19 protein-coding genes are annotated in these 23389 nt (G+C 64.5%); 10 read left to right on the forward strand and 9 right to left on the reverse strand.

What is annotated here, in order from left to right; all coding sequences use genetic code 11:
* Window positions 1–152 precede the first annotated feature (152 nt).
* Both P5F91_RS03210 and P5F91_RS03215 read left to right on the forward strand, forming a co-directional pair.
* A complete protein-coding gene (locus tag P5F91_RS03210; RefSeq protein ID WP_277906479.1) occupies window positions 153–902 on the forward strand; it encodes a creatininase family protein in 750 nt (249 codons plus the stop codon).
* 78 nt (window positions 903–980) lie between these two features.
* Window positions 981–1481, forward strand: a complete 501-nt coding sequence (locus tag P5F91_RS03215; RefSeq protein ID WP_277906480.1) for a RidA family protein — start codon at window positions 981–983, stop codon at window positions 1479–1481.
* A gap of 63 nt (window positions 1482–1544) precedes the next feature.
* On the opposite strand, the gene paoC is transcribed toward P5F91_RS03215, so the two are convergent.
* From paoC to P5F91_RS03235, 4 genes are all read right to left on the reverse strand, one after another.
* A complete protein-coding gene (gene paoC / locus P5F91_RS03220) occupies window positions 1545–3740 on the reverse strand; it encodes an aldehyde oxidoreductase molybdenum-binding subunit PaoC (RefSeq protein WP_145612481.1) in 2196 nt (731 codons plus the stop codon).
* A gap of 4 nt (window positions 3741–3744) precedes the next feature.
* On the reverse strand, window positions 3745–4710 hold the full coding sequence (locus P5F91_RS03225; protein ID WP_145612480.1) for an FAD binding domain-containing protein: 966 nt from the start codon (window positions 4708–4710) through the stop codon (window positions 3745–3747).
* Entirely contained in the window at window positions 4707–5411 is a 705-nt protein-coding gene (paoA, locus tag P5F91_RS03230) for an aldehyde dehydrogenase iron-sulfur subunit PaoA (RefSeq protein WP_145612479.1), read from the reverse strand. The genes P5F91_RS03225 and paoA overlap by 4 nt, the downstream gene beginning before the upstream one ends.
* A 340-nt stretch (window positions 5412–5751) precedes the next feature.
* Window positions 5752–6444 (reverse strand): helix-turn-helix domain-containing protein, encoded by a 693-nt coding sequence (locus P5F91_RS03235; protein ID WP_145619556.1) that lies wholly within the window; start codon window positions 6442–6444, stop codon window positions 5752–5754.
* 462 nt (window positions 6445–6906) lie between these two features.
* Between P5F91_RS03235 and P5F91_RS03240 the strand changes: the two genes are divergently transcribed.
* Window positions 6907–7344, forward strand: coding sequence for a hypothetical protein (locus P5F91_RS03240; RefSeq protein WP_145612477.1), 438 nt, complete (start codon window positions 6907–6909; stop codon window positions 7342–7344).
* Between the two features lie 24 nt (window positions 7345–7368).
* Here P5F91_RS03240 and P5F91_RS03245 read toward each other — a convergent pair whose 3' ends face one another.
* Entirely contained in the window at window positions 7369–9081 is a 1713-nt protein-coding gene (locus tag P5F91_RS03245) for a thiamine pyrophosphate-dependent enzyme (RefSeq protein WP_145612476.1), read from the reverse strand.
* A 27-nt stretch (window positions 9082–9108) separates the two neighbouring features.
* Entirely contained in the window at window positions 9109–10092 is a 984-nt protein-coding gene (locus tag P5F91_RS03250) for a catalase family protein (RefSeq protein WP_186454878.1), read from the reverse strand.
* A gap of 221 nt (window positions 10093–10313) precedes the next feature.
* On the opposite strand from P5F91_RS03250, the gene P5F91_RS03255 reads away from it, so the two are divergent.
* The 4 genes from P5F91_RS03255 (at window position 10314) to P5F91_RS03270 (ending at window position 15046) form a co-directional block, all read left to right on the forward strand.
* Complete coding sequence (locus P5F91_RS03255) at window positions 10314–10598, forward strand: YtcA family lipoprotein (RefSeq protein WP_145612474.1); 285 nt, start codon at window positions 10314–10316, stop codon at window positions 10596–10598.
* Window positions 10599–10606: 8 nt separating this feature from the next.
* Window positions 10607–11641 (forward strand): multidrug transporter subunit MdtN, encoded by a 1035-nt coding sequence (mdtN, locus tag P5F91_RS03260; protein WP_277906481.1) that lies wholly within the window; start codon window positions 10607–10609, stop codon window positions 11639–11641.
* Window positions 11628–13583 (forward strand): FUSC family protein, encoded by a 1956-nt coding sequence (locus P5F91_RS03265; RefSeq protein ID WP_277906482.1) that lies wholly within the window; start codon window positions 11628–11630, stop codon window positions 13581–13583. Before mdtN ends, P5F91_RS03265 begins: the two co-directional genes overlap by 14 nt.
* 155 nt (window positions 13584–13738) lie before the next feature.
* Window positions 13739–15046: a TolC family protein gene (locus tag P5F91_RS03270; RefSeq protein WP_277906483.1), complete on the forward strand. Its 1308-nt coding sequence runs from the start codon at window positions 13739–13741 to the stop codon at window positions 15044–15046.
* Between the two features lie 60 nt (window positions 15047–15106).
* Here the strand turns inward: P5F91_RS03270 and P5F91_RS03275 are convergent, their stop codons facing one another.
* Complete coding sequence (locus P5F91_RS03275) at window positions 15107–16234, reverse strand: helix-turn-helix transcriptional regulator (RefSeq protein ID WP_277906484.1); 1128 nt, start codon at window positions 16232–16234, stop codon at window positions 15107–15109.
* A gap of 337 nt (window positions 16235–16571) precedes the next feature.
* Here P5F91_RS03275 and P5F91_RS03280 point away from each other — a divergent pair, with 337 nt between their 5' ends.
* From P5F91_RS03280 to P5F91_RS03290, 3 genes are all read left to right on the forward strand, one after another.
* Window positions 16572–18089, forward strand: coding sequence for an ATP-binding protein (locus P5F91_RS03280; RefSeq protein WP_277906485.1), 1518 nt, complete (start codon window positions 16572–16574; stop codon window positions 18087–18089).
* Between the two features lie 358 nt (window positions 18090–18447).
* Window positions 18448–19239: a sterol desaturase family protein gene (locus P5F91_RS03285; protein ID WP_246134513.1), complete on the forward strand. Its 792-nt coding sequence runs from the start codon at window positions 18448–18450 to the stop codon at window positions 19237–19239.
* A complete protein-coding gene (locus P5F91_RS03290) occupies window positions 19236–20366 on the forward strand; it encodes a GNAT family N-acetyltransferase (RefSeq protein WP_145612469.1) in 1131 nt (376 codons plus the stop codon). The genes P5F91_RS03285 and P5F91_RS03290 overlap by 4 nt, the downstream gene beginning before the upstream one ends.
* Before the next feature lie 6 nt (window positions 20367–20372).
* On the opposite strand, the gene P5F91_RS03295 is transcribed toward P5F91_RS03290, so the two are convergent.
* Complete coding sequence (locus P5F91_RS03295) at window positions 20373–21338, reverse strand: NAD-dependent epimerase/dehydratase family protein (protein WP_145612468.1); 966 nt, start codon at window positions 21336–21338, stop codon at window positions 20373–20375.
* Window positions 21335–23089, reverse strand: a complete 1755-nt coding sequence (locus tag P5F91_RS03300; RefSeq protein WP_145612467.1) for a fatty acyl-AMP ligase — start codon at window positions 23087–23089, stop codon at window positions 21335–21337. Before P5F91_RS03300 ends, P5F91_RS03295 begins: the two co-directional genes overlap by 4 nt.
* Window positions 23090–23389 lie beyond the last annotated feature (300 nt).

The raw sequence follows: 23389 nt of genomic DNA on the forward strand, positions 1-23389 counted from the left end.
TCCGGCAAGCCCCCTCCAGCACGCCCGGCGTTCATCCCCCATCCCCTGCCAACCGCCAAGGTGGTGCCCCGGTTCCCCGGGGCGCTTTTGGGATGCCTTTGCCGGTGGTCCACCCTATGGTGGCGGCCAATAAGGCTTTGAGGAACGAACCCATGCTGTTGCACCTGTCCACCTGGTCGGAGACCGAGCGCCACCTGGAACGCTCCAAGACCATTGTCATTCCCATCGGCTCCAACGAGCAGCACGGCCCCACTGGCCTGCTGGGCACGGACTGGCTATGCCCCGAGATCATCGCGCATGAGGCGCACAAGGGCGGCGCCGACATCCTGGTGGGGCCCACCTTCAACATCGGCATGGCCCAGCACCATCTAGGCTTCCCCGGCACCATCAGCCTGCGCCCCTCCACCTTCATGGCGGCGATCGGCGACTGGGTGCGATCCCTGGCCGTGCACGGTTTCGAGCGGATCTATTTCCTGAACGGCCATGGCGGCAACGTCGCCACCATCGAGGCCGCCTTCTCCGAATTGTATGCCGAGGCCAGCTTCGCCAAGCGCCGCGCCGGCTTCGCCCTAAAGCTGCGCAACTGGTGGGATCTGCCGGGCGTCAACGCCCTGGCGCATCAGCTGTTTCCCGCCGGCCACGGCAGCCACGCCACCTCGTCGGAAATCGCGGTGACGCAATGGGCGTATCCGGACGCCATCAAGACGGCCGAGTACACGCCCAAGATCGCCGGCTCCGGCCCCATCCGGGAGGCGCTGGACTTCCGCGCCCGGCATCCGGACGGCCGCATGGGCTCCGATCCCGCGCTGGCCACGCCGGAAAAGGGTGGCCAACTGGTGCGACTGGCGGTGACTGGCCTGGTGGCCGAGGTCGCAGCCTTCGGCAACGAGCCCGCCGTCTAAACGTCAAGAGGGCCTTGCGACGTCGCAAGGCCCCGCCCCGACCCGGCTTAGCCAACACTCGGAAGGAGATTCAAGAAGATGCGCCTGTCCGTCCTGCTGCCCGCCCTGGTCCTGCCGGCCGCCACGCCCGCTTTGGCCGAAACCGGCATTGTCCGCACGCAAGGCCCCAACGCCGACAGCCCCATCGCCGCCGCCGTCACAGTGCCCGCCGGGGCGGAGACGGTGTACCTCAGCGGCACGCTGGCCTCCGTCATCGATCCCAATGCCCCCAAGGGGAGCGTCCAGGCCTATGGCGACACCCAGGCGCAGGCGCTGAGCGTGCTGGGCAAGCTGAAGGCCACGCTGGAAGGCCTGGGCTATGGCATGGGCGACGTGGTGCAGGCGCACGTCTTCCTGGCGGGCGACCCCAATAAGGGCGGCGACATCGACTTCGCCGGCCTGCAGGCCGCCTGGACGCAGTACTTCGGCACGGTGGCCCAGCCCAACAAGCCGGCACGCAGCACGGTGAAGGTGGCGGCCCTGGTGCTGCCCGGCGCCCTGGTGGAAATCGAGGTGACCGCCGCCAAGGTGAAGCACTGACCCAGCCTTATTATGGTGCCGTGTCGTCCACCCAACAGGCCCGGGGTGGACGGGGCGCTTTCCTCAGGTCATTTCCGGCAGATGGTCCAGGATCTTGTCCAGGGTGATGGGATAGTCGCGCACGCGCACGCCGGTGGCGTTGTAGACGGCGTTGGCCACCGCCGCCCCCACGCCGCAGATCCCCAGCTCGCCCACCCCCTTGGCCTTCATGGGGGAGGAGATGGGATCGACCTCGTCCAGGAAGACCACCTCCTGGTGCGGGATGTCGGCGTGCACCGGTACCTCGTATCCCGCCAGGTCATGGTTGACGAAGAAGCCCCGGCGCTTGTCCACCGCCAGTTCCTCCATCAGGGCCGCCCCCGCCCCCATGGTCATGGCACCGATGACCTGGCTGCGGGCCGACTTGGGGTTCAGAATGCGTCCGGCGGCACAGACCGCCAGCATGCGGCGCAGCCGGATCTCACCCGTGGCGCCGTCCACTGCCACCTCCACGAAATGGCCGGCGAAGGTGGATTGCTGGTACTTCTTGTCCAGGTCGCCGTATTCGATCAGGTCTTCCACCACCAGTTCCCCATCCTTGGCCGCCTGGGCCAGCGGCACGGTGTGCCCGCCGGATGAGACATGGCCGTCGGCGAATTGTGGCTCGGCGGCGTTGAAGCCCAGCTTGCGCGCCACGGCCTGGCGCAGCTTCATACAGGCGGCATAGACGCCCGCCGTCGAGTTGTTGGCGCCCCACTGCCCGCCGGAGCCACAGGAGACGGGGAAGCTGCTGTCGCCTAAGCGCACCGCTACCCTGTCCAGCGGCACGCCCATGGTTTCCGCCGCCGTCTGGGCGATGATGGTGTAGGTGCCGGTGCCGATGTCGGTCATGTCCGTTTCCACCGTCACCATGCCCTGGCCATCCAGCCGCACGCGGGCGGCGGATTTGGTCACCAGGTTGTTGCGGAAGCCCGCCGCCACGCCCACGCCCACCAGCCAGCGGCCCTCGCGCACGCTGGCGGGCTTTGGGCTGCGCTTGGCCCAGCCGAAGCGCTCCGCCCCCTGGCGCAGGCATTCCGCCAGCTGGCGTTGCGAGTAGGGGCGGCCTGGCTTTTCCGGATCCTCTTGCGTGTCGTTCAGGATGCGGAACTGGATGGGATCCATACCCAGCTTTTCCGCCATTTCATCCATGGCGATCTCCAGGGCCATCAAGCCCGGAGCCTCCCCCGGGGCCCGCATGGCGTTGCCCTCCGGAAGGTCCAGCACGGCCAGACGCATGGCGGTCAGGCGGTTGGCCCCGGCGTAAAGCAGGCGGGTCTGCTGCACCGCCGTCTCCGGCTTGCCACCGGGCAGATCGCCGGACCAGCTTTCATGGCCGATGGCGGTGATCCTGCCCTCACGCGTGGTGCCGATGCGGATACGCTGGATGGTGGCCGGACGATGGGTGGTGTTGTTGAACATCAGGGGCCGGGTCAGCGCCACCTTCACCGGCCGGCCCGCCGCCTTCGCGCCCAGGGCCGCCATCAGCGCGTCACTGCGCACGAACAGCTTGCCACCGAAGCCGCCACCGATGTAGGGCGAGATCAGGCGGATATTTTCCTCCGGCATGTTAAGGGTTTGCGAGACGTCCTTGACGCCCCAGTTGATCATCTGATTGGCGGTCCACAGGGTCAGCTTGTCGCCATTCCAGGCAGCGATGGTGGCGTGCGGCTCCATCATCGCGTGGCCTTGATCGGGCGTCGTGTACGTGGCGTCCAGCTGCACCGGCGCCGCGGCGTAGGCGCCGTTGAAATCGCCCACCGTGCTGTCCGGTTCGCCCTTGGCCACCGTCGCGCCACTCCGGGCGGCCGCCAGGTCATAGGCCCCGGCCTCCGCCTGATAGTCCACCTTGATCAGGCTGGCGGCGTCGCGCGCCTGCTCGAACGTCTCGGCCACCACCAGGGCCACCGCCTGGTGGTAGTGCTGGATTTCCGGCCCGCCCAGGAGGGCGGCGGTATTCCACTTGCCCTTGCCCAGCGCGCCCGCGTTTTCCGCCGTCACGACGGCAATGACGCCGGGGGCGGCCTTGGCAGCGGCGACGTCCATGCGGCTGATGCGGCCCTTGGCGATGGCGGATCCCAGGATGAACCCGTAGGCCTGGTTGGCCACCACGTCATGCCGCTCATAGGCATAGGGGGCCGTGCCGGTTGTCTTCAGCGGCCCGTCGATGCGGTCGGTGGCCTTCCCCACCACCTTCAGCTGGTCGATGGGGTTGGTGGCGGCGGGTGTGTCGAACTTCATGGCCTCACCCCCTCGCCTCGGTCAGGACGGCGGCTAACGTGCGCTCGGCCAACTTGATCTTGAACCGGTTGTCGGCCGTCGGACGCGCATCGGCCAGCAGGCCGGCAGTGACCGCCTTGGCGCCTTGCTTCATGTGCGCCTCCGCCGCCTCCACCCGCCAGGGCTTGGGCGCCACGCCGCCCAGCGCCACCCGGCCCCATGCGATCCCGTTGGTGTCACCGGGCTGCATGATGGCGGCGACGGAAACCAGCGCGAAGGCGTAGGAGGCGCGGTCGCGCACCTTGTGATACAGCTGCACGCCGCCCACCGGCTTGGGCAAGGTCACGGCCGTGATCAGTTCCCCTTGCTCCAGCGTCGTTTCCACATGCGGCGTATCGCCGGGCAAGCGGTGCAAGTCCGCAATGGGGATTGCGCGGAAAGCACCGCCGGGCCGCACAGTTTCCACGGTCGCGTCCAGCACCCGCATGGCCACGGCCATGTCGCTGGGGTGGGTGGCGATGCAAGCCTCGCTGGTGCCGACGATCCCCAGTTGGCGGCTGACACCGCCGATGGCGGAACAGCCGCTGCCGGGCTGGCGCTTGTTGCAGGGCTGGTTGGGGTCATAGAAGTAGGGGCAGCGGGTCCGTTGCAGCAGGTTGCCGGCGGTGGTGGCGACGTTGCGCAATTGGCCCGAGGCGCCGGCCACCAGGGCCCGGCTTAGCACGCCATAGTGCCGGCGCACCCGCATGTCGGCAGCCAGGTCGGTGTTGCGCACCAGGGCCCCGATGCGCAGGCCGCCGTCCGGCGTATCCTCGATCTTGTCCAGGCCCAGGCCGTTCAAGTCGATCAGATGGGCCGGCGTCTCGATCTGCAGCTTCATCAGGTCCAGAAGATTGGTGCCGCCGGCGATGAAGCGGGCGCCCGGTATGCTGGCCGCCTTGGCCGCGGCATCGGCCGGGGACGTGGCGCGCTCATAGGTGAAGGGCTTCATGCCGGATCCCTCCCGTTCTGTTGGCCCGCCGTCCTTTGGCCCGCCACGTCGGTCATGGCGTCCAGAATGTTGGAATAGGCGCCGCAACGGCAGATGTTGCCGCTCATGCGTTCCCGCATCTCGGCATGGGTGGGCTGGGGGGCGTCCGTCAGGCTGGCGGTGACGTGACTTGGAATGCCGGCCTTGATCTCATCCAGCACGGCGACGGCGGAGCAGATTTGGCCCGGCGTGCAGTAACCGCACTGATACCCGTCATGCTTCACGAAAGCGGCCTGCATGGGGTGCAGCCTGGCCGGCGTGCCCAGCCCTTCCACCGTCGTGACGCTGCCGCCCTCATGCATGATGGCCAGGGTCAGGCAGGAATTGATGCGCCGGCCATCGACGATGACGGTACAAGCGCCGCATTGGCCATGGTCGCACCCTTTCTTGGTGCCGGTCAGGTGCAGATGCTCCCGTAGCGCGTCGAGCAGGGTGGTGCGGGTGTCCACCTCCAGCGTCTGCGCCGTGCCGTTCACGGTAAGGGACACGCGATTCATTACAGGATTCATGACGGGCGCCGGACCGGGATGGGGGGCCGGCGGCGCATCGCCGTCAGCCGGCATAGCCTGGCCGTGCCGCGGCGTCGCCGTCAAGGCGGCGGACGCCGCCGCCCCCAGCAGCAATCCACGCCGGCTGACGTCGGCGTTTCCATGATGTCGCATATCGTCCCCTCCGCCACCGCCCAACCGCAAACACGTCACTGCTCCACAGCTCACCGCAAAGGTGTCGCCTCACGTGCCACCCTTCCCGCAGGTAGTTGTCCACGAAGGTGACAAAGGCCCTTGCCTTGCCGCTGGGCATACGCCCCGGGGGATAAACCGCAGACACGATGATGGACGGCAAGGCCCAGTCATCCAGGGCTGAAACCACCGCCGCGGATTTCAGTTCCGCCGTGAATGCAAATTCGAAAGCGCTGGCCGGCCCCCATGACGGTGATCACGGCCGGTCGTGTGGCCGACATCGAACCAGACCACCGGCGCCGGCTGGCGCCGGAGCATCTGCTTACGTCGGGCGGCAGATCGACCCAGCCGCTTCCGATGTCGCTACGTCCCCAGGGATATCAGGCTGGTCAGGCGTTGGCCCTTGAGGGGGCCCTTGAGGGGGCCCTTGGGGGCGCGACGCGATTGGGGGGCGCTCTCTGAATCGGCCCGCGCGCTCACGGCGTTCACGCCGCCAAGCCGCCGGACTCTGTCCTGTCGCTCCGCGAAAGCGGTTGGTGAAGTGAGACTGGTCGGAAAATCCGCAAGCAACGGCGATCTCGCTGAGCGGCGCATCGCTGGTCAACATCATCCGCTGGGCCAGCGCCAAGCGCCGCCGTGTAATGAAGCTATACGGCGTCTCGCCCATCGTACGCTTGAATGCCCTGCAGAAGTGCGACGCACTTCTGCGAGCGACCTCACCGAGCTTCTTGACGGAGATATGTTCCGACAGATGCTCCTCCATGTAAGCGGTGACCCGGCGGACCTGCCAAGGCGCAAGCCCGCCGCCATCCATGCCATGCATGACGGAGGTTCTTTCCAGTTCAACTTTTAGAATATCAGACGCCCTGTTAATCGCGCGCTTGGCGGATTCCGGGTCCCAATCCACGTCGCCTTCGGCACGCTCCAACAGCTCAAGCAAGCTATGAACAAGGGCCTCTTCCCCGAGCCCGTTCAGTGGCGTAGCGGGAACAACGGCGGCGGTCAGCTGAGTCATCTTTCCAGTCCCGTCGGAATTACGTCGGGATGATGCATTGTTCGCTCTCGCAAACGCTTGTTTGGCGTTGCGAGAAATTATTGCGAATTTGTAAGTCCGATTAAGCAAAGTGGTGCAAATTGACGCACTGAGTTTCAAGAAGAGAGATTTTCCAGGACTTAGACTCGCCGCGACGTCATAGTCCGGGAATCAATCATGCCTCTCGCTTCAGACGTCTTCCGATCCTACGGGGGTAAAGGACGTTGGAACCGACTGACAGCCTTTTCCGCCCATGTCTCGATCGGCGGCCCATTATTGGGGCCCGGCTCTGCGTCCCCCTCCGGTGGCCGTCCGTTGTCGCGGGAATTCGCCATTGAAGGAGACCCCCGCAGTCCAAGCCTGAAATTATTCGGCTCTACCGACGCGGACCGCTATTTCCTATACCGCCCCAACCGGCTCGAGATCCGGAGCAGGAGGGACGCTTTGATCACTGGCGTGGACTACCCGGACGCCACTCTGGCAGGAAGTGCCAACGGTCGCCCCCTCGACGAGATCGAGAGGTTGTTCCTTATTGGAAACGTTTTATGGAACGCCATCGCCGGCCCTTTCGCCGGGCTTCTCCCTGGCGCGAGAACCGTCGCCACCGGCGTGGGGCAATTGGATATTCACTTGCCTCATCGCGCCGATCCATTGTGCCCCCATCGACGGCTGCTGATCGCCGACGATGGAATTGCCCACCGCTGCGACTATCAGATGCGGCATGTCCACCCCGGTGTTCTGGCGGACATTCTATCGGCCCATGCCTCTTTCAATGGAATTCTCATTGCCACCCTTCGGCGGGCCCGCGCCATCGAAGCGGATGGACGCCTTGGCACGAATTCCCTGTTAGACGTTGAGATTTTTGACGTGCGCTTTCAATGAAAGCGCACGTCGATCACCCAAAAATCAGAGAAAGTTCTCCTGGATCATCTCAATGACGTCCTGGCTCTGCCCATCCAGAATGGCCCGGGCGGAATAGAGCGCCATGCCATATGCCGGACCGAACTCGATGACCGGCGGCATCACCAACGTCATGCTTTCCACCTTGACGTTGAGCAATGCGGGTCCGGGATGGGCGAGCCATGAACCGACCGCCTCCTCCAGCTCATCGGCGCGGGAAACGGTTCGTCCCCACAATCCCATCGCCTCGGCCACCTTCCCGAAATCCGGGTTGTGCAGGTGGGTATAAAGCGGCAGCAGGCCTTCCGACTTCTGCTCAATGTCAATGAAGCCTAGCTTGCCGTTATCGTAGACGGCGATCTTGATTGGCAGTTTTTCCTGGACCGCCGTCAGCAAATCGCCGAACAGCATGGCGATCCCGCCATCTCCGGACAGGGCTATGACCTGCCGGTCGGGCGCCGCCTTCTGCAAGCCCAGGGCGGTGGGCATCGCCGATGCCATCGTGCCGTGCAGCAGACTTCCAAAGAAGCGGCGCTGTGCCGTTGCGGTAAAATAGCGGTGCATCCAGACGGTCGGCGTGCCGTCGTCACCGGTTACGAGCGCGTCTTCGGCCGCCATGCGGTCGATGACTTCCGTGAGATGAATGCCCGAAATACTGTCACGCCGCTTAGGCGCCGCCTTGGCCACGTGTGACGCGATCACCTCATGGTAACGCTTCACCAGGCGATCGAGGAAATGCGTGTCCGTCTTCTCCTGGACCCTGGGAATTAGCGCCTCGACGGTTGCCTTGATGTCGCCGGTCAAGCCGAGGGCAATAGGATGACGGCGGCCGAGATGCGTCGGATCAAGGTCGATTTGAACGATGCGCGCATGCTTGGGGTAAAATTGGCGCCAGGCGAAATCCGCCCCCAGCAGCAGTAGCGTGTCGCAGTCATGAAGAGCCTGATAGCCCGCTTCAGTCCCAATGATTCCCGTCATGCCGACGTTGTAGGGATTGTCGTAAGCCAGCGCGTCCTTGCCCCGCGACGTATGAGCGATCGGCGCCTTGAGAATTCCGGCGAGGCGGACGATCGCATCATGCGCATCACGGCAACCCGACCCACCGTAGATCGCCACCTTCCGCCCGGCATTGAGGAAGGCGGCGGCACGATCAAGATCGGCGTCGATCGGGCGGACCAGCGGATCGCTGGTATGGACGGCATAGGGCACATCGTCATGCGCATCGGAATGCGAGATATCGACCGGCACGATCAAGACTGCGACGCCCCGCTTGGCCAAGGCGGCCTGACAGGCCATGACGGTCTTGCGCCTGGCCTGGTTGGGCGTGAGAATCATGTCACAATATACGCTGCAACTGCCGTAAATGGCCTTGAAGTCGACTTCCTGAGGAAAGTCGAACCCCAACTCGTCGCGGACGACCTGGGTGGCGATGACGATGAGCGGGGCCCGGTTGCGGTTGGCCTCCACCACCCCGTTGATAAAGTGGAGGCTGCCGGGGCCGCAGCTGCCAGCGATGGCGGTGAGCCTGCCGGTCACCAGCGCTTCGCCCTGCGCCGCGAAGGCACCGGCCTCCTCATGGCGCATGTGAATCCAACTGATCGAGCTGGTGGAGATATTGTGCGCGATCAGATTGAGAGTATCGCCGACGACACCATAGCAATTCTTGACGCCAGCCTGCTCCAGGGTTTCGACGATGATCTGGGCTACTTTTTTGCTCATTCCGGGAATACTCCTCTGCAAAAGAAGTCACTTGCGCCACAGTGCGGCGCTGGCGCTGTAGACCGCACCGCGGGCACGATTAAGATTTCCAAGCGGCCGGAATCCTTCGGGCGCGTTCCAAGGATTAAAGGCCAGGCCGTCCACCCTGGCGGCCGCCTCCGCATCAATGCTTGGGCGTCCGGGAATCACGAGGGTGGCAATGTCGACGGACGGAGTGACGGCTTCACGCCATTCGACGGCGCCGTCTTCTATTGGGGTGCGTTCTTCATCGACGAAGGATTGCAGCGCCAATTTAAAGGTCACTGGGCCCTGGGTCAGGCGCGCCGAGAAATCGGCATTGAGATCGTCGGGCCCCTCTTCACCGGGCGCGGCTGTGGCGTCGGACCAGGGCCGCAGGTTGAAGCGAACCGGGCCCGCCTCCCCCCAAAGATAGGCGCCGCGGCTCCAGAACCGTTCGCGGGCGAGCCCCGGTGATTTGCGGGCGCCTTGCTGGATGTTTTCCAGCATTCGCCTCGTTTCAGCAGCCCCGAAATGCTCGACCAGACGCGCCGGCAAAGTCGCCCTGTCGCCGCTTGAGGCGATCATGGCGAACTCGACGAACTGGCGCGCGTTACGGGCATGCGACACGGGGAAGCTCGTCATGAGCAGATCGTGGAAGCCGCCGCCAGGGATCGCGACACGAAGCGCCACCCCCCTGAGATCCGGCGCTGCGTCAGGCAGGTGTGCCGCGCTGGCGTTGGAGAAGCGAACGGTCGCCCCGAATTCTCTGCCCGCCTGGACATAGCCCTGGCAGAAACGGGCGGGCGCGTCGTCATCGATCAGCAGGCGGGCGTCCTCGATCCCGGCGGTTTGCTTCGCATGGAGCGTCCTTTGGGGATGGCTCCATCCGGCCTTTCGCCGGGTCGCCTCCTGGATTGATTGGAAGACTTCAGCGAAGCGCTGAAAGCTTTCCTGTTCCGCCTCAATCGACCCGCCGTCGAAAACCTCACGCCAGCGTTCTGTATCGGTCATCGCAAATCCCCTGATGGTGCGCCGGCCGCATGCTGGCGGCATCGTGCCCAAATGGATTGCAGCCCAATGCCATGCTTTGAGAGTTATTGTTGCTGGCGTCGGCGCATGCCCTTGGCACACGCAAGCAAGGATTTCCAAGTCGGCGCAACGGGATGCAATCCCGGGGAAATCACACCGAATAGCTTTTAGACCGGATATTCACCTCGCCTCCGGTTCCCACGATGCCCCATTCCCGTACCGCCCCGGACCGCTGGCTCGTTCCCGCCGGCGCCTTGCTCCTGACGGGTTGCCTGTCCAGTTGCAACACTGCCCCAACCCAAAGCATTCTGGGCTCGTTCTTCCCGTCCTGGATGATTTGCTTCCTGATCGGGGCCGTCGCCTCCGTGGCCATCCGGCTCATTCTTTCCGCGGTCGGGATGGCGCGCGCAGTGCCAGCCGCCCTGCTCGTCCATCTGATCCTGGCGGTAGCCGTCTCCTTCGCGGTGTGGCTGCTATGGCAGGACTAGAAGCCGAAATGCCGGCACCCAGCGCCATCAAACGGCTGTTGGGAAAGGTCTTCGCGGCAGTCGTGGTGCTGCTGGCCATTGGATTGGGGGCGACCGTCCTGGTGCGCATCGACAGCCGGCCACGCACCCACGACGCGTTCCTGTACGCCGACAGCGCGGGGCTGGCCCCTGAAGTCAGCGGACGTATCATCAACCTTAAGGTGCGCGATAACCAACGCGTTACGAAGGGACAGGCTCTCGTGGTGATCGACCCGGAGCCGTTCGAGCTGAGGCTCCGCCAGGCGCGTGCGCAGGTGGCGGCGCTCAAGGCGCAGATCGCGCTCACGGGGCGGCAGGTGGCAGGCCAGTCATCCGGCGCCGATGCCGCCGCCACCCAGGTGGGCCGCGCCCGAACCCAATACAAATTGGCGCAGGACACGCTTGACCGGCTTTCCCCGCTGCTCGGCAAGGGCTATGTCACCGCGCAGCAAGTGGATGAGGCCCGCACCAATGTGCAGACGGCCGCGGCAGCGCTGACCGCCGCCACCCAGCAGGCCCAGCAGGCTCGTCAGATGGTGGGCGATACCGACAGTCTCGAAGCACAACTCGCCGGCGCTGAGGCCAGTGTAGCCCTGGCGGAACGCGACCTGAGGCTGTCGACGGTGGTGGCCCCGTTCGACGGGGTGGTGGTGGGGCTGGATATTGCCGATGGCGCCTACGCGGTCGCCGGCCATCCGCTGTTCACCCTGGTCAAGGCGGATGAATGGTATGCAGTAGCCAATTTCCGCGAGACCGAGCTATCCGCCGTCGCTGCCGGCGACGACGCCACGATCTGGATGATGATGGACAATGGCCATCCCCTGCAAGGCAAGGTGGACAGCATCGGCTGGGGCGTCCGGCCCGAAGACGGCGGTGGCCCATCCCTGCCGACGGTGGGTCGAACCCTCAGCTGGGTGGTGGTGGCGCAGCGTTTCCCTGTTCGCATTCGCCTGACCGAACCGCCGGAATCGTTCATGCGCATCGGGGGGACGGCGACCGTCATGGTGCGGCATGCCCGCCGCTGATGAACCATCCCTGCTGGCCTTCCTCCGGGCCGAGCTGGCACCGCGGCCAGGAAGGTTAGGCCAGGTCTGCCGTATCGCCGTCACCTGTACGGTCGTCGTGATCATCGGCCAGATCTTCCAGGTGCCGCTGACGCCCTACATGGCTTACGCGGTGTTCCTGGTCAGTGGTGGTGAGGCGGCAAGCACGGTGATGGTCGGCTTGGTGGCGGCGCTCGCGTTCACCATCGCCGTCGGGCTGTCGCTGCTGTTTTATGTCTTCGACGCGTCGGAGCCGGCACTTCGCATTCCGCTGATGGCGTTGAGCACCTTTGTAGGCATGTATCTGGCGCGGGTCATGACGCTGGGTCCGGTGATGTTCCTGGCGAGCTTCGTGCTCGTCCTGTCCCAGACCCTGATCGACGAAATCCCTAACCTCGAAGCATTGACCCATACGGTGCTCTGGTTGTGGGTCGTGGTGATGATCCCGGTCGTGGCGACCATCCTGGTCAATCTGCTGATCGGGGTGGATCCTGCGCGCCTGGCGCGGCGTTCCGCCCACGACTTGCTCACGGCCTTGGCGGACGCGCTCCGATGCGGAGATTTCTCGGGCTTGGCACAACGACGGGAGGAAGCGGTCACTCTGATGGAAGTGCGCCACAAGGCCAGCTTTTTGAACCCCGGCCTGCATGGACGCGACGCACTGGACAGCATGCTGATCGAGACTGTGGCGGAACTGCTCGCCCTTTGTCCCTTGCTGCCCCGGCAGACACCCGCCGCGATCCGACTGCCCTTGGCGGCAGTGGCGGAAGACTGTGCGACATTCCTATCCGGAGGGGCGCCGCCGGCCCCCTTCCCCCTCGCCCTGGCAATACCCACGCTGGAGTTGACGCCTGAAGCGACCGCGGTCGTGATCGCGTTCCGCACGGCGATGATGCGGCTGCGGGACGGCCTGTCTCAGCGCGGCTCAATAAATGCGGCCGCACCGAGGCAACGGAAGCCCCTTTTTGTAGGCGATGCCTTCACCAACCCGTCGCATGGGCGCTTTGCCCTTAAGACCACCCTGGCCGCCATGGTCTGCTACGTCGCTTATAATTTGGTGGATTGGCCCGGCATCGATACGGCGATCACCACCTGCTTTTTCGTGGCCCTCGGAAGCCTGGGCGAAACCATGCACAAGCTGACACTGCGCCTCAGCGGAGCAATTCTGGGTGGGCTGCTGGGTGGGATGTGCGTGGTGTTCATCCTGCCTCATATGACCGACATCGGTCAGCTGTCGCTGCTCATTCTGGGTGGCTCCGCGCTGGGGGCCTGGATCTCAACCAGCAGCGACAGGCTTTCCTACGCCGGCATGCAGCTGGCCTTCGCCTTTTTCCTCACCGTGCTGCAGGGCTATGCCCCGTCAACCGATCTCACGATTCCGCGCGATCGCATCGCCGGCATTCTGCTTGGCAACGTGGTGATGTCCCTCGTTTTCAGCCTGTTGTGGCCGGTCAGTGCCACGGACCGGGTCCGAAGCTCTATAGCCGAGGCCTTGCGCGCCTTGGCCCGACTGTTGAGTTCCGGTACGCCAGGTACCCGGCTGGCCGCGCTGCGGGCGCTGGGGGCCGCCCACCGCTTCACCGGCCTTGCCTTGTTTGAACTGAAGGCGCTTCCGGAGCGTGCGCTCCAGAAGCATGAAGTGTTGACCCTCGGCTCGCTCGACCGGATCGCCGCGGCGACCTTCACCATTGCCGATCAGGCCGCAAGTCCCGCTGCCGCACCAGCCGATGCCGCCGCCGCGGATTGGCTAATCGCCAGCGCCGACCGGGTTGCGGGTGGCGCCTCTGTCCAGCCACCGCCACACCAGGCAGCTGCGGATCTCGACGGCTTGCTCGCGGTGACCCCAGCGGATGATCGCATCGCCCTACAAGCCCGCAAATTGCTCCTGCAGCAAATCGCCCTCGCAACCGACGCCAGGAGTTGACAGCCGTGCTGTACCTCCGCACTGCCCTTCTACTCTGTCCCATTCTTGCTTCCGCCTGTGCCACGGACAGGCTGGACCTGGCTCCGTCCAGTCCGGATCGCCCCATTCTGCTACCGACGGATTATTCGGCCCAGCCGCCGGCACAAGGGCCAACCGTGCGCCATGAGGCTGCGGATGTCGTTCTGTCACCGGTGATAGTCGACCCCTCCCGGCGCTACGACCTGCCGGCCCTGATCGATCTTTCCCAGCGGAACAATCCCGATACGCGTATCGCCTGGGAAAGGGCCCGCCAAGCGGCGTTGGGGGTTGGCCTTGCCGAAGCCGCCTACCTGCCGCAGATTTCGGCGGAGGCGATCGGCGGCTTCCAGCACACACCGCTGCCGGCCCCCACGTCTTTGATCCCGAAAGGGTATTTCACCAGCAACAGCCGAGAGCTGGTTCCGGCGCTGACCGCCAAATGGCTGTTGTTCGATTTCGGCCAGCGTGCCGGCGCCGTTGACGAGGCCAAAGCCAATTCGTTCGTTTCCAATGTCGCCTTCAACGGCGTCCACCAGCGGCTGATCTATGAAGTGAGCCGCGACTATTTCGCCCTCGGCGCCACCCGTGGCCGGCTCAAAGTGGCGCAGAAGGCTTTGGATAACGCGCTGGTGGTGCAGGAAGCGACCCAAGGGAAGCAGAGCAACGGCCTGGCCACCGTGGTGGCCTTGCATCAGGCGGAACGGGAAACGGCCCAGACACGGTTCAATCTCGAACGTGCGCGTGGCGCGGAGCGCGCCGCCTACACGGCACTGATGGTCAGCCTGGGCCTGCCGCCGTCAGAGCCGCTGCAGACCACCGACAGTTCAGAGCTGCCGTTGCCGGCGCTGCCCTCGGGGGATGTCGAGCAGATGATCCATGAGGCATTGAATGCCCGTCCCGACATGCTGGCCGCCTTGGGAAAGGTTCGGGCTGCCGAGGGGCGCATTCGGTCAGCGAAGGCCACCTACTATCCGACCGTGGGGATCGATACCAAGGTCTATGAAAACATCGGCCAGCTGAGTTCGCAGGGCCGTCCCTACAGCAACGTCAATCTTCCCGGTTCCTCCATTCTGCTGCGGATCAGTCTGCCGCTTTATGACGGCGGCGTGCGGGACGCCAAGGTGGCGCAAGCCAATTCCGAATTGGCCACCGCCCATTGGGAACTCGACCGAACCCGCGACGCCGCGTCCAAACAGGTGATCGATGCCTATGACGCGCTGACGACCAGCTTCGCCGAATACCAGGCCGCCGTGGTCCTCACCAAGGCGGCCCAGACGGCCTATGATTCCGCCCTGGAAGCTTATCGTCATGGTGTTGGGACTTACACCGAACTGGTCACATCGGAAACGTCCCTTGCCCGTGCCCAGTCGGACAAGGAAGATGCCCATGCCAACGTTTTCACCGCGGCCGCGGCACTAGCCTTCGCGACTGGCTCAATGCCATGAACGGAATGCAGAGGGCGCTGACGCGGCGCATTACGGTCGTTTCCATCACAATAAAATCAGTTAGTTGGAGTTGACCGGCAGAAAACGTCGCCCATTCTCCCGCGCATACGCCGCCGGCGTGCAGCCGACATGATGGCGGAAGCGGCGCGTGAAATGGCTCTGGTCGGAAAAGCCCACCGCGTAGGCGATATCCGCAAGCGGCAGCTCAGCGGCGCGGATCAGCTCCTTCGCCCGCTCGATTCTCAACCGTTCCAAGTATCTCATTGGGGACATGCCCACTTCTTTTTTAAAGATCTTGACCAGATGGAACCGGTTCACACCTGCCGCTTCCGCGAGTTCAGCGAGAGAAATCTTCTCCATCCCCCGATCTTCGACATAGGCGAAGGCGCGTCTCATGGCGGCCGAGGATAGCATCGCTGCAGGCGGGGCGCTTTCATGTACGTCGGCGCTGTAGCCGCGAACCAGGTGGACTGACAGCGCCACGGACAGCGACTCAATCAGGAGGTCTTGTGCTGGATGCGGAGCCCGCCCCAACTCCAGCGACAGCATTTCGCCCATGTGAACGAGCCACGGATCCCGCACCCGAAAATTGCTGAGGAAGCGAGGCTTGGATGCTGTCCCGATACGCCTGCAGGCATCAGCTGCTTCTATCAACTGCTCCGGCATCAGGCCAATTCTGATATGCCGAGGTAACAGGCCACGGAAACGGGTTTCATATCCGGCGGGCATCATCGTGGCTTCGCCGAAGAGGCTTGGACTTTCAAAGGTCTTACCGAGCCGTTCTTGCAGAACGTCTGACGAGCGGCCGAGCGAGACGGTAACAATATGATGGTCGCGTGGCGGCATGAACTGGCTGCCATCCATATAATAGTCGGCATACTCATCCAAAGAAATACCTTCCCATAACCGGCCGGCGCTGGTGGCACGCAAGGGGCGATCGCTGAGCTGCTGTCGCGCCTGCTCGAAATTGACCGCCTGCTGATATTGTTTAGCCGACATTAACGGGGTCCTTACCGCGAACCTGCCCGCATGGCAGGGCGGAATCAGTTGAAGTTTAGCGAGCGGATTTAAAATTAATCTTACTGCTGCGCTTCCAAACAGGCGTTTGGGAATGCACAGGATCCAACGCCGCGGTACGCCAATCTGCGTTTCTTCGACGACTTTTGCTTTTTCCGGAGAAGTCTGCAACCGCGTTCTACTGGGACGCCGACCGCCCTAATGGATATGCACTTCGAGGTATCCCGTTTTACCAGCCAGTCCACGAGCGGGAAGACATAGCCAGTTTTATCGCGGCCGCCTTCGTTGCCGCGTCCACGTGCGCCTTGAGCTAACGGCCGCGCCCACCGCAATTTGAGACCAAGCGGCCAATAAGCTTCAATCTTTCTGATAAACCAAGCTGATAGGCTTGCCCATCTGATTGACACCCCATTCAAATTCCGGATGCCCGATCCACAAGGCCCATGTAGCGCATGCTATGTGTCAGCTTTATTTCCGCGAATGCTACCTCAAGCTGCAAGAGGACAATATGATGGCGTTCGCATCTCCACTTGCAGTTGCCAGCCCTGAAGATCAGGGCACCAGTGACGACTTGCATTTCGGCCCTTTCCGCCTGTCGCGCGCCGAGAGGCGCCTGGAGCGGGATGGCAAGCTCGTTCCGCTGGGTGGGCGGGCACTCGACGTTCTTTTTGCGTTGGCCGCACGCTGCGGCCAAGTGGTCAGCAAGGCCGAACTCACCCGTGTCGTTTGGCCGGGCGTGATCGTCGAAGAAGGGAACCTGCGGTTCCATATCGTCGCGCTGCGCAAAGCACTCGGCGACAGCGCCCAGGATGGCAGGTACCTTACGACTGTGGCGGGGCGCGGCTATTGTTTCACGGCCACGGCGACACCGTCTCCCAATGCCCCCCTGGGCGCAACAGCCGTACAGGTGCCCCAGCTCCCGCTTAGAACGCGCCGCGTCATCGGCATCGACGCAACGGTCGTGGACGCCGGCAGCGAACTGCTGGCTCGCCGCTTCCTGACGCTGGTCGGGCCGCCCGGCATCGGGAAAACGACGCTGGCGGTCAAATTGGGCCACGACCTTCTGGAATATTTTCCTGACGGTGTCGCATTTGTCGAACTCGGCGCCCTCAACGGCGACGCTTTGGTCCCTGCCGCCATTGCTGCGGCCGCCGGACATTCCTTGCCGGTTGATTATCGGTTGGAACACCTTCTCGCGATTTTCCGCGATCGCAGAATGTTGTTAATTCTTGATAGCTGTGAACACGTCATAGATTTCGTTGCCGACCTCGCGGAAAAGCTATTCAGCTGCCTTCCCGAACTGAGCATCTTGGCGACAAGCCGGGAATCGTTGAGGGCGGAAGGGGAACATGTCTTCCGGCTATTTCCGCTGGCGTGCCCGCCCCCGACCCTCCCTTCATCAAGTGAAGCCGCATTATGCTACTCGGCGGTGGAGTTTTTCATTGATCGTGTCCAGGCCAATCAACTGGGCTTTCAGCTGTCGGACGAAGACACGCCGTTGGTCGGCGAAATATGTCGCAAGCTCGATGGCATCCCCCTAGCCCTGGAACTGGCGGCGGGTCGTGTTCCTGCCTATGGCATCAGGCAAACGGCGGCCCTTCTGAATGGGCATTTTCGCCTGCTGTGGGAAGGCCGGCGGACGGCGCCGCTCCGGCTCCAGACCTTGAGCGCCGCCCTCGACTGGAGTTACGAACTACTGAATGAACCGGAACGGGCCGTGCTCCGTCGAATTTCCATTTTCGTGGGTTACTTCACCCTGGATGCCGCGATCGCCGTCGCCTGCCTTGATAATTCTGACAGGGATAATTCTGACAGGCATTCGGTGGTGAGAATCCTAGCCAACCTGGTTTCAAAATCGCTGGTGGCACTGCACGAAACACCACACGGCGCCCGCTATCGATTACTCGATACCACCCGCGTTTATGGATTGTCCAAGATGGAGTCGCCGGACGAAGCGCGAGCCGTCGCCTACAACCATGCGCGCTTCTGTTACTCTTATCCTTCCGGGAGTGAACTGATATACTGAGAGGTGCCGGTGTAATCGGCACGCGGCTTGGACGCCGGTCGGCATAGCATGTGCTTCCACATCAGCAGGCGCGCCATCAGCCAGACCTCCTGCCCCCTGCGCGGCCAACCGCCGCCCCAGCTGATGCGCCCCGCAGCACGCCTCCATCGCCAACATGCACCCAGGTCATTGCCGAGCCAATCCGGCGAGCCTCCCGCTCAGCCGGCGGCGACGCACAACCTGGCCGGCTGTGATGCCGCCCATAGCGCATATGCGGCGCCGCTGCGATGGATGCGGGGATTTACCCCCGGCAAATTCATCACTAGAACTAGGCCGGGCGCCATGGGTAAAAGGCGTTGGGGACTTTGAGGTTAAGGAAATGGCACAGAAACTCGCCTGGGGTCGCGCTTGGCATGGGCGCAGTTACGATCTCGGCCGCATGACCCTGGCGGATCTCTGGCGGGCGTATCTCACCTATCCGGCGATCCAGATCTACGGCCTGCTGGCCGTGGCCGCCGCAGCCTACACCATCGTCACGGCGCGGAATTGGCAGGGGCCGGCGCTGGCCGTCCTGGCGGTTTTCTTCGTCTATCCCATGGCCTGGTTCCTGATCCATCGCTACATCCTGCACGGCCGCTGGCTGTACCGGATGAAATGGTCGGCCAGCCTGTGGAAGCGCATCCATTTCGACCACCACCAGGATCCTCACCTGCTGGAGGTCCTGTTCGGCTCACCCGCCAACACGCTGCCGACTATCGCCCTGGTGTCCATGCCGGTCGGCTATGTCGTCGGCGGCTGGCCGGCCGCTGGCGCCGCCTTGGCGACTGGCCTGGCCACCACCTGCGTCTATGAATTCATCCACTGCATCCAGCACCTGAACTACAAGCCCAAGAGCCGCTTCATCCAGAAGCTGAAGCGCGATCACCTGATCCATCATTTCCATAATGAGGACACCAACCTGGGTATCGTCAGCTTCACGCCCGACCGGCTGTTCGGCACCTATTTCGCCTCGGCCCGCGACTGCCCGAAAAGCGCCACGGTCTTCAACCTCGGCTATGACCTTGACGAGGCCCGCCGTTATCCCTGGGTGATGGAGGTAACCGGCTCGCCGCCGCGTGATCGTCCGCCAACCGCGTTCGCAACTTCTGAAACAGGTGGTGCGGCCTCGTGACCGCGATCGACATTGTCCCCGTGACGGGGCCCGCCCTTCTCGACCGTTTCATCCGCCTGCCCGAAAGGCTGCACAAGGACGATCCGCACTACATCGCGCCGCTGCATCTGGAGCGTAAGGAGGCGCTGACGGCCAAGAACCCCTTCTTCGGCCACGCCGACGTGCAGTTCTGGCTGGCCCGGAAGGACGGCCGGGACGTGGGTCGGATCAGCGCCCAGATCGACCATCACGCCTTGGAGTTGCGGCCGGACGGGACCGGGCAGTTCGGCCTGATCGCCGCGGAGGACGATCCGGCAATCATCAAGGCCCTGCTGGACGTGGCCGCCGACTGGCTACGGGCCCGCGACATGACGCGCATGCAGGGCCCGCTGAACCTCAACATCAATGAGGAGATCGGCCTGCTGGTCGACGGCTTCGGCACGCCGCCCATGCTGCTCATGGGGCACGACAAGCCCTACCTGGGCCCCCGCCTGGAAGAGCAGGGCCTGCGCAAGGAAAAGGACGTCTACGCCTATCTTTACGACATCACCAAGGATCTGCCCGCCGGCGCCCGCCGCCTGATCGACCGGCCGTTGCCCAAGGGCGTCACGGTACGGCGCATGGACTTCAAGCGCTACGATGACGAGATCAAGGCCGTCACCTCCATCTTCAACGACGCTTGGCGGGACAATTGGGGCTTCGTCCCCCTGACGGAGGTGGAGACCGACTATCTGGCCAAGTCGCTGAAGCCCTTGTTGAACCCGCGCCTGGTGCGGTTCGTGGAGCAGGATGGCGAGGCGGTCGGCTTCATCGTCTGCCTGCCCAACCTGAACGAGGCCATCCGCGACCTGAACGGCAAGCTGCTGCCCCTGGGCTGGGCCAAGCTGCTGTGGCGGCTGAAGGTCGCCGGCCTCAAGACCGCGCGCGTGCCGCTGATGGGCATCCGCAAGGCCGCGTCCCAGGGCATGATCGGCAGCCTGCTGCCCTTCCTGCTGATCGACGCCGTGCGCACCGACGCGGCGGCCATGGGCTTCCAGCACATCGAGCTGTCGTGGATTCTGGAGAACAACATGCCCATGCGCCGCATCAACGAAAGCCTGGGCGGCGTGGCCTACAAAACCTACCGCATCTATGAGAAGGCGCTCTGAAACGGCTTACGGCAGCCAGCCGGCAGACCTGTACCAGCCGACGGTGTCGCGGAACCCTTGCGCCAGGCTTACGGCGGGCTGGTATACCGCTGCGGGCAGCAACTCGTCGGGCGTGACCGTCCAGTCGGGGTGCAGGATCTCCCGCGCCTTGCCCGTGGTGAATATGGGGGCGGCGCCGCGCACCCTTCCCCACCAGGATGAGGCCTGTCCGGCCGCCAGCAGCAGGCGGCTGGGCACCCGCAGGAATCGGGGCCGCGCGTCGCCGCGCACGGCCAGGGCGGCCTGCCGCATCATCTCGGCCATGGCATACCCGGCCGGCTCGGTGTCGGCCAAGGCGTAGGTGCCGCCACAGGGGGCCCCGGTGCCGGTCGCGATAGCGCTCAAGGCCCCGGCCGCGTCGCTGACGTGGACCGCTGCCAGGCGCCCGTCGCTCACCAGCGGGATGATCGGCCGTGACGCCGTTCTGAAAATCGTCAGCGTCTCCCGGTCCCAGGGACCGTAGATCATGGGCGGGCGCAGGACGGCCAGTTGCCCCGGCGCATCCGCATAAGCCTGGTGTGCCGCCTCCTCACCCGCCCGCTTGCTGGCCGCGTAGTCCGACAGCTGCGGCTCACGCGCAGCCAGGGAGGAGACGACGATGAGGTGGGCCTGGGGCGCCAGGCGGCGCAATGTCGATGCCATCCGGGCGGTGCCGTCCCGGTTGGTTGCCATGAAGGCGTTCCGGTCCGGCGCTTTGATCAGGCCGGCGGCGTGGATCAGCACCTGCGCCCCCTCGGCCAGCCGCGCCAAAGCATCGGGGTCCTCCAGCCCGCCCCGGACGGTCTCGAAGGTCAGGCCAGCCCAGAACGGGTGGTCCGGCGGCCGGCGGGCCAATATCCGCAACCGTGCGCCCGACCGCGCCAGGGTGGCGACCAGATGCAGCCCGAGAAAGCCCGTCGCGCCCGTGACAGCGACGATGGGCCGCCCGTTCATGCCGGGACGGGCTCCACCGGCGCGGAGACGCCCAGGATGGGCATGTCGCCCGCCTGATACAGAGCCTTCGCCCGGCTGCGGCTGAGCTTGCCCGACGTGGTCTGCGGCAGGCTGTGCGGCGGCACCAGGACAACGCGGACCAGCACACCATAGCGGCTGCGGAAGACCTGGCTGATTTCGCCGGCCAAGGCGTCCCGTGCGGCCTGGTCCTGGCTGCGGCACTGCACCAGCGCCACTACCTCTTCCTCGTCACCGCTGTCGACGGAGAAGACCGCGACGTCGCCGCTGCGCAGGGCGGTGATTTCCGCCTCCGCCGTCCACTCCAGATCCTGCGGCCACAGATTGCGGCCGTTGACGATGATCAGGTCCTTGGCCCGCCCGGTCAGGACGATCTGGTCATCCAGCAGGTAGCCCAGGTCGCCGGTATCCAGCCAGCCGTCCTCGTCCAGGACCCGGGCGGTTTCCTCCGGTGCGTCGAAATAGCCGCTCATCAGGCTGGGACCGCGGACGAAGATACGCCCGACGTGGCGCGGCGGCTGCGGCTGGCCGGCGCCGTCGCGCACCTCGATGGTGTGGTCGGGCAGGATGTGGCCGCAGAGCACGAAAGTGCGGCTGCGTTCGGCGCCGGGCGCGGCCGGCACAGCGCGGTGTTCCCTCTCCAGCAGGATGCTGTCGACCACGTCGTGGCGCACGCCCTGGCCCTTGGGCGTGAAGTTCAGGGCTAGCGTCGCCTCGGCCATGCCGTAGCTGGGCACGAAGGCGCGGGCGTCGAAGCCGTTGGCGGCGAAGCGCGACGCGAAGTTGGCCAGCACATGCGGACGAATCATGTCGCCGCCGATGCCGGCGCTGCGCCAGCTGGAAAGGTCGATCCCCTCGGTCGACAACGTCTCCGCCCGGCGGGCGCACAACTCATACCCGAAGGATGGGCTGTAGGAGATGGTGCCGCGGTTGCGGCTGATGAGATCCAGCCACATCAGGGGGCGGCGGGCGAATTCCCGGGTGGGCAGCGTGTCCACCGACACCTGGCACGCCATGGGGATCAGCAGGAATCCGACCAGGCCCATGTCATGGTAAAAGGGTAGCCAGGAAATGCAGCGGTCGCCGTCGTCGATGGCCAGGCCGGTGCGGCCCACGTGGGCGGCATTGCTGAGGAAGGCGCGCTGCGTCACGGCGACGCCCATGGGGAAGCGTGTGCTGCCCGATGAGAATTGCAGGTAGCTGATGCTGTCGGCGGACTGTGCCGGCAGGTCGCCGGCGTACGGCGCCACGTCGTCCAGCAGGGCCAAGGTGCCGGAAATCTTGAGGTCCAGGCCCTCCACCGACTGGGCCAGCCAGTCGTTGAGCATGGCCGGCCCGAAGGCGGCGATGGCACCGCAGCTTTCCAGCATGCGCCGGATATGGGCGATGTAGGTATCCTTGCCGCCGAACGCCGAGGGCAGTGGCATGGGCGCCGGTACCAGCCGGGCGTATTGGCACGCGAAGAAGGCGCGGACGAAATCACCATCACTTTCCGCGATCAGGCCGACGCGGTCGCCGGGTTCCAGGCCTATGCCCAACAGGCGGCGGGCCAGATCGATCGCCTGCTCCCGCAGCGTGGCGTAGGGCAAGGCCTCGCTGAGGACACCCTTGCCGGAATAGAAATTGTAACCCGTAGGGCCCTGGGCGGCGTAATCCAGCGCGTCGGCCACGGACAGGAAATCCGCATGGCGAGTCGGGAGCCCGGGATGGTGGGAGGGCGTCGGAGACGTCATTTTTACGTGTAACCCTAACTCTCTATGGCTTTACGCCGAGGGGATTTGAAAACAGGTATGCAAATTGATGACAGAAAGGCAAATGTGCCGTCGTTGAGGCTGATGCGCCGAACGCGGCGCTTGTGGCCGGCCCGGCGCCCCGGTAGATGGGCAAGTGGCTTTGCAGGTTAATGTCAATGCTGTTTCCGATCTATGTCATGCGCTATCGTTACCTGTACATGCCAAGCTCCTTAGCGCGGACACGATGGCACGGTCTGTGACCGAGGTCCGGCGGGGTGCCGAAGTTTTTTTGCAACTAGC

It is taken from the genome of Nitrospirillum amazonense (assembly GCF_029594735.1).
In the GTDB taxonomy this organism is placed as follows: domain Bacteria; phylum Pseudomonadota; class Alphaproteobacteria; order Azospirillales; family Azospirillaceae; genus Nitrospirillum; species Nitrospirillum amazonense.